The organism is Rhizobium sp. Root1334 (genome assembly GCF_001426665.1).
Taxonomy (GTDB): Bacteria; Pseudomonadota; Alphaproteobacteria; order Rhizobiales; family Rhizobiaceae; genus Pararhizobium.
The window spans coordinates 410160-422778 of sequence record NZ_LMEY01000023.1 but is presented as its reverse complement, the minus strand read 5'-3'; the positions used below and the strand labels follow the sequence as shown (position 1 = coordinate 422778).

The 12619-nt window shown below is 59.9% G+C and carries 11 protein-coding genes; 9 read left to right on the top strand and 2 right to left on the bottom strand.

Annotated features, from left to right (window positions below; genetic code table 11):
- The first annotated feature begins 46 nt into the window (after nt 1-46).
- The 7 genes from ASD36_RS20475 (at nt 47) to ASD36_RS20445 (ending at nt 8032) form a co-directional block, all read left to right on the top strand.
- Nucleotides 47-982, top strand: a complete 936-nt coding sequence (locus tag ASD36_RS20475) for an alpha/beta hydrolase (RefSeq protein ID WP_060506718.1) — start codon at nt 47-49, stop codon at nt 980-982.
- Between the two features lie 13 nt (nt 983-995).
- On the top strand, nt 996-1946 hold the full coding sequence (locus tag ASD36_RS20470) for a DMT family transporter (RefSeq protein ID WP_060506717.1): 951 nt from the start codon (nt 996-998) through the stop codon (nt 1944-1946).
- Nucleotides 1947-1982: 36 nt separating this feature from the next.
- A complete protein-coding gene (locus tag ASD36_RS20465; RefSeq protein ID WP_060506716.1) occupies nt 1983-3629 on the top strand; it encodes a thiamine pyrophosphate-binding protein in 1647 nt (548 codons plus the stop codon).
- A gap of 229 nt (nt 3630-3858) precedes the next feature.
- Nucleotides 3859-5163 (top strand): sn-glycerol-3-phosphate ABC transporter substrate-binding protein UgpB, encoded by a 1305-nt coding sequence (gene ugpB / locus ASD36_RS20460; RefSeq protein WP_060506715.1) that lies wholly within the window; start codon nt 3859-3861, stop codon nt 5161-5163.
- Between the two features lie 83 nt (nt 5164-5246).
- Entirely contained in the window at nt 5247-6128 is an 882-nt protein-coding gene (gene ugpA / locus ASD36_RS20455; RefSeq protein WP_060506714.1) for a sn-glycerol-3-phosphate ABC transporter permease UgpA, read from the top strand.
- Between the two features lie 9 nt (nt 6129-6137).
- Nucleotides 6138-6986 carry a sn-glycerol-3-phosphate ABC transporter permease UgpE gene (gene ugpE, locus ASD36_RS20450; RefSeq protein WP_060506713.1) on the top strand — a complete coding sequence of 283 codons (849 nt, stop codon included), beginning with the start codon at nt 6138-6140 and terminating at the stop codon, nt 6984-6986.
- The gene (locus tag ASD36_RS20445) at nt 6986-8032 is read left to right on the top strand and encodes a sn-glycerol-3-phosphate import ATP-binding protein UgpC (protein ID WP_060511776.1); all 1047 of its coding nucleotides are present in this window, start codon (nt 6986-6988) and stop codon (nt 8030-8032) included. Before ugpE ends, ASD36_RS20445 begins: the two co-directional genes overlap by 1 nt.
- A 54-nt stretch (nt 8033-8086) precedes the next feature.
- On the opposite strand, the gene ASD36_RS20440 is transcribed toward ASD36_RS20445, so the two are convergent.
- A complete protein-coding gene (locus ASD36_RS20440) occupies nt 8087-8425 on the bottom strand; it encodes a TIGR01244 family sulfur transferase (protein ID WP_060506711.1) in 339 nt (112 codons plus the stop codon).
- Nucleotides 8426-8499: 74 nt separating this feature from the next.
- Entirely contained in the window at nt 8500-9354 is an 855-nt protein-coding gene (locus ASD36_RS20435; RefSeq protein ID WP_060511774.1) for a DUF4432 family protein, read from the bottom strand.
- Between the two features lie 208 nt (nt 9355-9562).
- Between ASD36_RS20435 and ASD36_RS20430 the strand changes: the two genes are divergently transcribed.
- Nucleotides 9563-10939, top strand: a complete 1377-nt coding sequence (locus ASD36_RS20430; RefSeq protein ID WP_082512320.1) for a L,D-transpeptidase — start codon at nt 9563-9565, stop codon at nt 10937-10939.
- Nucleotides 10940-11298: 359 nt separating this feature from the next.
- Nucleotides 11299-12588 carry an FAD-binding oxidoreductase gene (locus ASD36_RS20425; RefSeq protein ID WP_060506708.1) on the top strand — a complete coding sequence of 430 codons (1290 nt, stop codon included), beginning with the start codon at nt 11299-11301 and terminating at the stop codon, nt 12586-12588.
- Nucleotides 12589-12619 lie beyond the last annotated feature (31 nt).

Genomic DNA, 12619 nt, shown 5'->3' with positions numbered 1-12619 from the left:
GTTGATAAAGATCAAGCGCAGAATTTCGCCTGGGAGGATCTAACGGGTGTTCGCCACGGTCGAAACGTTGCAAAGCCCAAGTGGAGCCGCCCTCGCCTGGCGCCATTGGCCTGCCAGCGGCCCGCATAAAGGCGTACTGCTTATCAGCCACGGACTGGCCGAACATTCCGCCCGCTATGCCCGTTTGGCCGAAGCCATGGCCACCCACGGTTTTAACGTCTATGCGCACGATCATCGCGGTCACGGCGCAACCAAAGCCGCCGATGCACCGCTTGGCCGCTATGCCCAGTCGCAAGGAACAACCAAGGTTGTCGAGGACGTCCGGGCAATGCGCGCGATGGCCGCAATCCGTCACCCTGGCCTTCCCGTCATCCTATTTGGCCATTCCATGGGTGGCCTGATCGCGCTGAATGCCGCAGAGGAAGACCCTGCTCTTTATGATGGGCTGGCTGTCTGGAATTCCAATTTCAATCCAGGCCTTGCCGGCCGCGCAGCGCAGGCCCTGCTTGCCATCGAAAAGATGCTGAAAGGCTCCGATGTGCCGAGCACGCTGTTGTCGAAGCTGACATTTGGCACCTGGGCCAAATCCATCCCCAATCGCAAAACCGATTATGACTGGCTGTCGCATGACCCGGTAGAAGTGGCAAAATACATCGCTGATCCGCTCTGTGGTTTCGATGCCAGCGTTTCGATGTGGATCGATCTATTCAAGCTGACTTTCGCCGGGGCAGAGCCGGACCGGCTGCAGCGGTTGCCGCAGGACCTGCCGATCCATCTTGTCGGTGGCGGCCAGGATCCGGCCACCAATGGCGGCCGGGAAATCTCGTGGCTGGCTGAGCGCATGAAAAAGGTAGCGTTGAAGCACGTGACGACAGTGGTCTACCCCACCATGCGCCATGAAACCTTGAACGAAATTGAGCGCGATGGTGCCATGCGGGATTTTGCCGGCTGGTGTCTTTCCGTCGCGGAGCAACGGAAATGAGCAAAGACCTGGCATGACCGGTATTCCCGCAAACCCGGCAACACGCAGCAACGACGTTTCCTTCGGCCTCAGCCTGATGGTCATCGCGGTGCTGATCTCGCCGCTGATCGATATTTTTGCAAAACTCGCAATCACCACCGTTCCCTCCGCAGAAATCACCGCCGTGCGTTTCGTCCTGCAGATGATCTTCATCCTGCCGATCGTCATCGTCCGCGGTACATTGTTCGATCTCACCTGGAAGAAAACCGGACTGCATATGCTGCGCGGCGGACTGCTCGTCGTCACAATGCTGTCCTTCATCACCACGCTGAAGGCGATGGAAGTGGCGGATGCCATCGCCATCTTCTTCGTCGAACCGATCATCCTGACCATCCTCGGCAGCATCTTCCTCAAGGAAACCATCGGCTGGCGGCGGTATACCGCCTGCGGCGTCGGCTTTTTCGGCGCGCTTCTGGTGATCCAGCCAAGCATGCAGGAAGTCGGCTGGATTGCGCTCTTGCCGGTTGTCTCGGCCTTCGGGCTTGCTGTGTTCCTGCTGGTCACCCGCATGGTGGCGCAGAACGAGGACCCATGGTCGATGCAGTTTCACGCCGGCGTCTGGGGCGCGCTGTTTTGCGCTGTCCTGCTGTATATCGGCGACGGCACCGGGTCGGAGATTTTCGATCCCGTCCTGCCGGATATGACCGCCAGCCTCTATCTGCTCGGCGTCGGCGTCACCGCAACGATTTCCGGTGTGCTCGGTGTCTATGCCTATCGCGCCGCCCCCGCCTCGGTGCTGGCGCCGCTGCAATATCTGGAGATCGTCTCGGCGACGATCTTCGGGTGGCTGGTTTTCGGCCACCTGCCCGATGCACTGAAATGGCTGGGTATCGCCATCATCATCGGTTCGGGCCTCTACATCATCTGGCGCGAACGCCGGGTCAACAAAACAGCGGGTATCGCGCCGGTCTCGCCGGCCATCTGACACAACATTTTCTAAGACGCTTTGGGAGGAGCAGACATGAAGACAGGCGGAGAATTGATCGTTGAGGCGCTGAAGGCAAATGGCGTCACGCGGGTGTCCTGTGTGCCGGGCGAAAGCTATCTCGCGGTGCTCGACGCGCTCTACGACACCGATATCGATGTCGTGGTCTGCCGTCAGGAAGGCGGCGCCGCGATGATGGCCGACGCTTGGGGGCGGCTGACCGGCGAGCCTGGCATCTGCATGGTGACACGTGGTCCCGGCGCCATGAACGCATCCGCCGGCCTGCACATCGCCCGCCAGGATTCGATCCCGATGATCCTGTTCATCGGCCAGGTCCAACGCGATGCCCGCGAACGTGAGGCTTTCCAGGAAATCGAATATCGCCGCGCGTTTACCGAAATCGCCAAATGGGTCGGTGAGATCGACGATCCCGCCCGTATCCCGGAATTCGTCACCCGTGCCTTTGCAGTCGCCACATCCGGCCGCCCCGGCCCGGTGGTCCTGACCTTGCCGGAAGACATGCTGACGCAGAAGACGCAAGCGGCCTCGGCAAAGCCCTATCAACCGGTGGAAAGCCATCCCGGCCCCGGCCAGATGCGTGAGTTGGAAGCCCTGCTCGCCAAAGTCGAACGGCCGATCGCCATTGTCGGCGGCACGCGCTGGAGCGAAAAGGCCGTCCTGCAATTTCAATCCTTTGCCAAACGCTTCGATCTGCCTGTCGGCTGCTCCTTCCGCCGCCAGATGCTGTTTGATCATCTTCATCCAAACTATGCCGGTGATGTCGGCATCGGCATCAACCCGGCGCTGGCCAAGGACATCCGCGAAGCAGACCTGGTGCTGTTGATCGGCGGCCGGTTCTCCGAAATGCCGTCTTCGGGCTATACCCTTCTGGACGTGCCCTATCCGCAGCAGACGCTGGTGCATGTCTATCCCGACCCCGGCGAACTCGGCCGGGTCTACCGTCCGGACCTGGCCATCGCCGCGTCGCCCGCTGACTTCGCAGCCGCCCTGGAGACGCTGACGCCGGCTCAGCCGCACAGGCAGTCGGAGCGAACGGCACGGATGCATCAATCCTATCTCACTTGGTCGACCCCGCCGGAAACCGGTCCCGGCGACGTGCAGATGGGACCGATCATGCGCTACATCGAAGCAAACACGGCAAAGGACACGATCTTTGCCAATGGCGCCGGCAACTATGCCACCTGGCTGCACCGCTTCCATCGTTTCCAGCAATTCAATACGCAGGCGGCGCCGACATCGGGTTCGATGGGTTACGGCCTGCCAGCAGCGGTTGCCGCCAAACAATTGCATCCTGAGCGGGAGGTCATCTGCTTTGCCGGTGACGGCTGTTTCATGATGCACGGCCAGGAATTTGCCACCGCGGTGCGCTACAACCTGCCGATCATCACGCTGGTCATCAACAATGGCATCTACGGCACGATCCGCATGCATCAGGAGCGGGAATATCCGGGCCGGGTCAGCGGCACCGATCTCACCAATCCGGATTTCGCTGCCTTTGCCCGCGCCTATGGCGGCCACGGTGAGCTGGTGGAAAAGACGGAGGAATTTGCCGGCGCCTTCGAGCGTGCCCGCCAAAGCGGCAAGCCGGCGATCATCGAGATCAGGCTTGATCCGGAGGCGATCACGCCCACGCGCACACTGAGCCAAATCCGCAATGGCTAATTAAGCATTCTCCGCCAGACAGTTATGCCGGAGAAAAGCCGGCATCTTTTGGTGGACAAAGCGCTTTCGGCTTCTATGTCTATGTGACAACATTGTGGCATCCGGGGCCTTGCATGGTTCTCTGTGCAGGCTTGGATGTCGTGAATTCCGCTATCGATCGAGGAGGATCGCCAGCGGAACGTGATGAAAGTGCACCGTATTCCGTTTGTCACCACCAGGGAGGAAAAACATGAGACGTTCATTTTTCACATCGACCGCACTCTTTGCGCTCTCGCTTACGCTGCCGGCGAGCGCCTATGCCGCGACCGATCTGCAATGGTGGCATGCGATGACAGGCGCCAACAACGAGGTCGTCAACCAGCTGGCCAAGGAATTCAACGAGAGCCAAGCCGAGTACACGATCACCCCCGTTTTCAAGGGCACCTATCCGGAAACGCTGAACGCCGGCATTGCCGCCTTCCGTTCGCAGCAGGCACCGGCGATCATCCAGGTTTTTGATGCCGGCAGCGGCGTGATGATGGGCGCGGAAGGCGCAATCGTTCCAGCAGCCGACGTCTTGCAGAAGGGCGGCTACACGTTCGACAAATCGCAATATCTTGCCGGCATCGTGGCCTACTATTCGAAACCGGACGGTACGATGCTGTCCTTCCCCTACAATTCATCCTCGCCGATCCTCTACTACAACAAGGATATCTTCCAGAAAGCCGGACTTGACGCCGACAACCCACCGAAAACGTGGCCGGAAGTGTTTGATGCTGCCAAGAAGATCAAGACCAGCGGTGCCGCCGCCTGCGGGTTTACGTCCACCTGGCTGACGTGGATCCAGACCGAGAACTTTGCCGCGTGGAACAATGTTGCCTATGGCACCCATGAAAACGGCCTCGGCGGCAATGACGTCAAGCTCGAGTTCAACTCCCCTCTCTTCGTTCAGCACTTTCAGTCCATTGCCGATCTCGCGAAGGATGGAACCTTCCGTTACGGCGGCCGGACATCGGAGGCCAAGCAGCTGTTCATGTCGGGCGAGTGTGCGATCCTCACAGAATCCTCCGGCGGCCTGGGCGATATCATCAAGTCCGGTGTGAAATACGGTATCGGCCAGCTCCCCTATTACGAAGGACATGGCCCGCAGAACACAATTCCCGGCGGCGCAAGCCTTTGGGTCTTCGGCGGCAAGAGCGACGAGGAATACAAGGGTGTCGCGCAGTTCTTCAACTTCCTGTCGCAGACCAAGATCCAGGCCCGCCTGCATCAGGTATCCGGCTACATGCCGGTGACGAATGCAGCTTACGAAGACACCAAGAAATCCGGCTTCTATGACAAGAACCCCGGCCGCGAAACGCCGATCCTGCAGATGATGGGCAAGGCGCCCACCGAAAATTCCAAAGGTGTGCGCCTCGTCAACCTGCCACAGGTGCGCGACATCATGAATGAGGAATTCGAGGCGATGCTGGCTGGCCAGCAGGACGCCAAGGCAGCGCTCGACAAGGCCGTCGAACGTGGGAACGCTGCCATCACCGAAGCCGTCGGTAACTAACCCTCCGGTCACCCGCCGCCCGCATGCGTTTGCGGGTGGCGGGGACGCCGTCTCGCTGCCCGTCCGCCGCTGGAGGAGAACCTTTGCACAACGTTGCGTTTCCCAACAAGATCCTGCCTTATCTGCTGATCGCGCCGCAGATCATCCTGACAGTCATCTTCTTTTTCTGGCCGGCCAGTCAGGCCCTGTATCAGTCCATGGTCCGGCAGGATCCGTTCGGCCTGAAAAGCGGGTTCGTCGGCCTTGCAAACTTCAAGGCGGTCTTGTCCGATCCGAACTATATTCACGCCCTGCAGGTCACGGTCGTCTTCAGTCTTTTGACCGCCCTTGTCTCCATGGGCGTCGCTTTGCTCCTCGCCACCGCCGCCGACAAGGTGGTGCGCGGTCAGGGTTTCTATCGCACGCTGCTGATCTGGCCCTACGCGGTCGCACCCGCGGTCGCCGGCATGCTCTGGCTGTTCATGTTCAATCCGGCAATGGGCACGCTCGCCTATCTTCTACGCCGCAACGGCTTTGCCTGGGATCCGCTTTTGAACGGCAATCAAGCGATGGCACTGGTCGTGGTCGCCGCCGCCTGGAAACAGATCAGCTACAATTTCCTGTTCTTTGTGGCAGGCCTACAGGCCATCCCCAAATCACTGATCGAGGCTGCCTCGATCGACGGCGCCCGCGGCAGCAGGCGTTTCTGGACCATCGTCTTCCCGCTGCTTGCCCCGACCACGTTCTTCCTCCTGGTGGTCAACACGGTCTATGCCTTCTTCGATACGTTCGGCATCATCCACGCCGTCACCGGAGGCGGTCCGGCCAAGGCGACAGAAACCCTGGTCTACAAGGTTTACAACGACGGCTTCGTCAATCTGAACCTCGGATCCTCGGCGGCGCAATCCGTCATTCTGATGGTGATTGTCATCGGGCTCACCGCCTTCCAGTTCCGCTTCGTCGAAAAACGGGTGCACTATGGTTGAGGGCAAGAGATGATCGAAAAACGTCCCATAGCCAACCTGATCGGCCACCTCGTCCTCATCCTCGGGATCATCATCGTTGCCTTCCCGATCTACTACACGTTCATCGCCTCGACGGCGACTTCCGAGGCGATCATCCGTCCGCCGATGTCTCTGCTTCCCGGCGGCCATATGGTGGAAAATTACACCGAAGCCATGGCCGGCGGCGTCGAGCGTGTTGTCGGGGTCAGCCTGGAACGGTTGCTCTTCAACTCTTTCGTCGTGGCGATCGCGATCGCCGTCGGCAAGATCGTGATTTCCTTTCTCTCGGCGTTTGCCATCGTCTTCTTCCGCTTTCCCTTCCGCATGGCGTTTTTCTGGATGATCTTCGTCACGCTGATGTTGCCTGTGGAGGTGCGCATCCTGCCGACCTACAAGGTTATCGTCGATCTCGGCATGATCGATACATATGCGGGGTTGACGCTCCCACTGATGGCGTCCGCCACCGCGACGTTCCTGTTTCGTCAGTTCTTCCTGACAATCCCCGGCGAGCTGGTCGAGGCGGCCCGCATCGACAATGCCGGGCCATTCCGCTTCATGCGCGATATTCTGCTGCCGCTGTCGCGCACCAATATCGCCGCGCTGTTCGTCATTCTCTTCATCTACGGCTGGACGCAGTATCTCTGGCCGTTGCTGGTTACCAACGATGCCAAGATGAACACGATCATCATCGGCCTGCGGCGCATGGTCGATTTCACCGACGCATCGACCCCCTGGAATTACGTCATGGTGACTGCGATCCTCGCCATCATCCCACCCATTCTGGTCGTGGTGCTGATGCAGCGATGGTTCGTCAAAGGTCTCGTGGATACGGAGAAGTAATGGCCAATATCATCCTGAACGACGTTCGCAAAAAATACGGCCCGGTCGAGGCCATCCAAGGCGTGTCCCTTGATATCGCCGATGGCGAATTGGTGGTACTCGTCGGTCCGTCCGGCTGCGGGAAATCGACACTCCTGCGCATGATCGCCGGCCTTGAAAGCATTACCGGCGGCACGATCTCGATCGGCGGCCGCGTCGTCAACGAGCTCGAACCATCCGAGCGCGACATCGCCATGGTGTTCCAGAATTATGCGCTTTATCCGCACATGACGGTTCGCCAAAATCTTGCCTATGGCCTCAAGAACCGCAACACGCCGAAAGACGAGATCGACCGGCGCATTGCCGACGCAGCAAAAGCGTTGGAGATCGAGCCCTTTCTCGATCGCAAACCGCGGCAATTGTCCGGCGGCCAGCGGCAGCGCGTCGCCATGGGCCGTGCCATCGTTCGTGAACCGGCGGCGTTCCTGTTCGACGAACCGCTGTCCAATCTGGATGCCAAGCTGCGCGTCCAGATGCGTGTCGAGATCAAGCGCCTGCAACGGGCGCTCGCCACCACCAGCGTTTACGTGACGCATGATCAGATGGAGGCCATGACACTGGCCGACAGGCTCGTCGTCCTGAATGCCGGCCGGATCGAACAGGTCGGCACCCCGATCGAACTTTACGAAAAACCACAAACGACGTTTGTAGCGACGTTTATCGGCTCCCCCTCGATGAATCTCCTGTCCAAAAAATCGTCGAGCGATTGGCGTATCGGCAACGGCCCTTCCCTACCGGCGGGCACAGCGACACTCGGGGTACGGCCGGAGGATCTGCATCTGTCGGCGTCAAATAGCGCAGACAGCGGCCTGACGATCGATGTGAAAGTGGCAGCTGTGGAACTGGTCGGCGCAGAGAGCTATGTTCACGGCACGCTGCCGGATCGCCAGCCAGTCGTCTTTCGGGTTCCCGGGCGGTCGAAGATCGGTCTCGATGATCTCGCCACAGTTCATGCAGCGTGGGAAAACCTGCACTTTTTCGATGACACCGGCCGGCGGCTAGCTTGAGACCCGTTGCTTGGTACGGTGCACAATCGCAAGGATGCGCGCCATCAAGAACTATCAGCCGCGAATGTGCTGGGTCTGCTGGTAGACATTCGTCGAGCGGGCGCCGGAGCGGCAATAGCCGAGCATCGGGCGCTCGAACGTATCCAGCGCATCGACCATTTCACGCACGGCATCGGCAGTCACGCCCATCGGACCGACCGGGATATGGGTGATGCCGAGACCGAGTTCCTTGGCCCGAGCAGCGATGGTTGCGAACTGCGGCTGGTCGGGCTGTTCGAAATCCGGGCGGTGGCAGACGATCGACTTGAAACCAAGCGCCTTGATCGCATCGAGGTCCTCAACCGAAATCTGTCCGGTGACCGAATATTCATCGTTGATCTGGCGAATGTCCATGGCTGTGCCTTCCTCAAAATAATGCCCGGATTGATGTAAGACCGGCGGTGTCACGCGTCAATTGGAAAGGCGGATCACCGGATCTGGAACGCCAGCGCATACTCGACCGTCCCGCCGGGCGCCAGCATCGGCATTTCGCCCGCCGCGGCAAGCTCGGTGCGCTTAGCAAGCCGGTGGGAAACCGGCTCAATGCTGATCACGTCGGCCGTACCGCGTTGACACCGCCACATCTGCAGGAAAGGCAGGGTCGCCGTGGAAAACCGGACGATCAGGCAATGGCCGCCCAAAGCCGGCAGCGGCCCAAGCGTCACCTGCGCCCAGCCGTCCTCGGCGGCCGGAGCGGCAGGCACGCAGAAATGCGCACTCTCCCCCTCGCCGATTCGCCAGCCACGCTCTTCGCCGCCGAACATCGTCCCACGGATCCGTGTTTCCTCGCCCGCAATCCAGCCGCCGATATTCATGTGATACATCAGCATCGGCGCAAACGGGCTCTCGCCCGTGTTCGTCACCCGATCGGAAAGCGTGACCTCCCGCTTGTCGGCACTGATGGCCCACTGGCGGGAAACACGGGCCTTTCCACCCGTCGCAAGCACGACATCGGTTTGCGCGGTGCAGCCTGGCGGTTCATCCGGTAGCGACATCCGGGTCTCGCCCACCGGCGTGCCGCACAGCGAGCCGTGCAGAGGAAATCTTTGCCCGTCATCCTGTCCCTCGACGGGCTCGGGGTGGCGGATATGGTCCGGGCCGCAGGTGAAGAAAAACCCCTGCAGCGCATGATCGATGCGCCGGTCGCCGCCGGATGGAATTGCCGTGCCGGGAGAAAGGTCGATCCCATCGACAACGAACGCACCGATATCCAGCGCAGACTGACGGTCGAGAAGAATCTGGAAATCATTTTCCGGGTCGCCACCGGAGATTCGGATCGGCATTGTTGGTTCTCCCGTGTGCTCCACCCGGTTGAATCGGGAATAATTGAAAGCTATCGCAAGGAAACGGGCCTATCACCTGCTCAAAATGGTCAACCCACCGAATTCGAAGGATTTTAGGGAACTGTTCATAATGAATTCAGTTTATTCATATTACCGTCCCAATTGATTTGTACGCCCCGAGATCAACTGCCAGATAACAGGTTTCACCGTGACGTTCGTTTCCAGAACCCGCCTTGCCCTTTTTTCCGCCGTCAGCGTGCTCGCTTTTGCCACTGCCGCCGAAGCGCAAGACAGTTATGGCCGCCTGCCGCCCAATTCGGTGCTGGTGACGCCGCAAGGTGATATTCTCGATTACATTCCTGAATCCGGTGACGTGCGGATGATGCGCGACCGCCGCGGCCGCACGGTTCTGGTCGATAGCTGGGGCAATGTGGTCGCCACCGTGATGGGAACGGGACGGCAGGGCAATGACATGCGCCGCCGCGAACGCAACCGCGACGTCTATGTCAATCCGGACTACGGTTATTCCGATCCCGCCTTCACCGACCAGGGCTATTCGCGGCAAGGTGAAATTACCGGTTCCATTCCGGACTACCGCGATGTCTCGCCGGGAAATGTCGATCGGCAAGAGCTGCCGGCAAGCCTGCCGATGCAGGACGAGAACGACATGGCTGCCCTGCCGCCCGAGGATAACGGGCCAGAGCGCCAGTCCCTGCCATCTGCCGCCCGCATCACCAAGAAATCCAGCGCCGAAATCACTGCACTCCAGGTTTTCCTCGATAGGGAAGGTTTTTCTCCGGGCGTGATCGACGGCAAGACCGGTTCCAATGTGACAAAGGCGATCGAAGCCTGGCAGCAGGCAACCGGAGAAACGCTCGATCCAAACAATACCGACGACATCCTTGAGCGACTACGTTTCACCGGCGGCCTGCCGATCACCACCTACACGATCACCGCGGCCGATGCGGCCGGCCCCTACGTCGCCTCCATTCCGGAAGACTATGCCCACAAGGCTGTCTTGCCGCACCTTTCCTTTACGTCGACATCGGAAATGCTGGGCGAGAAATTCCACATGGACGAGGCCTATCTGCGCGAATTGAACCCCGGTATCGATTTCACCATCCCCGGCACCATCATCAAGGTCATCAATCCGGGCGAGACCAAGAAGGCCAAGGTCACCCGCGTTGTCGCCGACAAATACCGCAAGCAGGTGTTTGCCTATGATGAAGCCGGAACATTGATCGCCGCGTATCCGGCAACCATCGGCTCGTCCGACACACCGTCACCTTCCGGCACGGTGCAGGTCGACCGCATCGCGCTCAATCCCGGCTACACCTACAATCCGAAGATCAACTTCAAGCAGGGCCAAAACGACAAGGTCCTGACCCTGCAGCCGGGGCCGAACGGCCCGGTCGGGACCGTCTGGATCGCGCTGTCAAAACCGACCTATGGTATTCACGGCACTCCGGAGCCGTCCAAGATCGGCAAGACCCAGAGTCATGGCTGCGTCCGCCTGACCAACTGGGATGCAACAGAGCTCGCCAAGATGGTCAGCGTCGGCACGACGGTGGAATTCATTGACTAAGAGCGATAAAACTCAAAATCCTCCCCTATTTGGGGGGTGACGAACAAACAACATCAGCGAAGATGAATATGTCAGGGTTGCCGTCAGCTGCAGCTTGGACATAGACCCCGTCACTGCGCCGGCTTGCCGGTACGGAACGCGATATGATTGGGCATAGGTTCGCGGAGGCGGAGATCGGAGGTCGTGGCGCTTAGCTTGGTGGCGCCACGACCTCACTCACGTGATCTCCCGCGGGTGCGCAAAGGCCGATATCCCGATACCTCATGACCTCATCAGATATTGTCATTAAAAGACGTTGCGGCAATGCATTATCTGTCGGAAAACTGAAACACCAATTCCGACAGACAAGGATTGCCGTAATGGCCGCCGAACGCACTCTTCCCAACCTCTGGCATGCCACGGCACCGGCGGCCCCGCAAACAGGGCCGCTTGCGACCGATATCACGGTCGATGTCGCCGTGATCGGTGGCGGCTTTACCGGCCTTTCGGCGGCATTGCATCTTGCTGAAAAGGGTGTCAGCGTTGCCATTGTAGAGGCAAGGATGATCGGCTTCGGTGGCTCCGGCCGCAATGTCGGATTGGTCAATGCTGGTATGTGGACGAAGCCGGAGGATCTGATCGCCACACTCGGGGCCAAGGTCGGTACGCGGCTTTTGACGGAACTCGGCGATGGCCCGTCGCTGGTCTACCATCTTGTCGAAAAACATGGCATCGCCTGTGAAGCCGTCCGCAACGGTACATTGCACCTGGCAGTCGGCGGCGAGGGTATGAAGGATATTCAGGACCGCGAGCGGCAGTGGAAGACGTTTGGTGCACCCGTCGAAGTGGTCAATGCCGATCGTGCCACATCGCTGACCGGCGCAGCCGGTTTTGCCGGTGCTCTGCTTGACCGGCGGGCCGGCACGATCCAGCCGCTGGCCTATGCCCGAGGCCTTGCCCGTGCGGCCCTTACAGCCGGCGCACAGATCTATACCGAAACACCGCTGCGCGCCGCCGCGCGCACGGGCGACCTGTGGAAGCTGACGGCGGGTGGCGGCACCATCACCGCCAAGTCCATCATCGTCGCCACAAACGCCTATGGCGACATGCTCGCCCAGACGCCGTGGACGACGTACACGCAAGAACTGACGATCCTGCCCTACTTCCAGTTTGCCACCAATCCGCTGTCCGACCACATCGCCCGCACCATTCTGCCGGAGCGGCAAGGTTGCTGGGATACCGGGCTGGTAATGACGTCCTTCCGTATGGACCAACAGAATCGTCTGATCTTCGGCAGCGTTGGCCGCCTGGATGCGATCGCTGAAGGTACTCATCGCGCGTTTGCAAAACGCTCGCTGCGTACCCTGTTTCCGGCGCTCGGCGATTTCCGCTTCGAATACTGGTGGGACGGCCGTATCGGCATGACGACGAACAACCTGCCGCAAATGCACGTGATGGCCCCGAACGTCTTTTCCGTGAGCGGCTATAACGGCCGTGGCATCGCACCTGGCACCGTCTTTGGCCGCGCGCTGGCAAACCATGTCATGGGGGAGCCCAACGCGTTGCCACTCGCCGAAACGCCAGTCACCCCCGATCCTTTGCGTAGCGTCAAGTCTGCCTTCTATCATGCGGGCGCGCAGGCCAAGCACTTTATCGACCGCCGATTTTAGGGTTCGTGAAACGCAAAACGCCGCGTCGAGC

Excerpts from the sequence above, each read along its gene's own strand:
- ASD36_RS20465 (WP_060506716.1), top strand. The coding sequence starts at position 1,983 with ATGAAGACAGGCGGAGAATTGATCGTTGAGGCGCTGAAGGCAAATGGC.
- ASD36_RS20440 (WP_060506711.1), bottom strand. The coding sequence starts at position 8,425 with ATGGACATTCGCCAGATCAACGATGAATATTCGGTCACCGGACAGATT.
- ASD36_RS20435 (WP_060511774.1), bottom strand. The coding sequence starts at position 9,354 with ATGCCGATCCGAATCTCCGGTGGCGACCCGGAAAATGATTTCCAGATT.
- ugpB (WP_060506715.1), top strand. The coding sequence starts at position 3,859 with ATGAGACGTTCATTTTTCACATCGACCGCACTCTTTGCGCTCTCGCTT.
- ASD36_RS20445 (WP_060511776.1), top strand. The coding sequence starts at position 6,986 with ATGGCCAATATCATCCTGAACGACGTTCGCAAAAAATACGGCCCGGTC.
- ASD36_RS20425 (WP_060506708.1), top strand. The coding sequence starts at position 11,299 with ATGGCCGCCGAACGCACTCTTCCCAACCTCTGGCATGCCACGGCACCG.
- ASD36_RS20470 (WP_060506717.1), top strand. The coding sequence starts at position 996 with ATGACCGGTATTCCCGCAAACCCGGCAACACGCAGCAACGACGTTTCC.
- ugpE (WP_060506713.1), top strand. The coding sequence starts at position 6,138 with ATGATCGAAAAACGTCCCATAGCCAACCTGATCGGCCACCTCGTCCTC.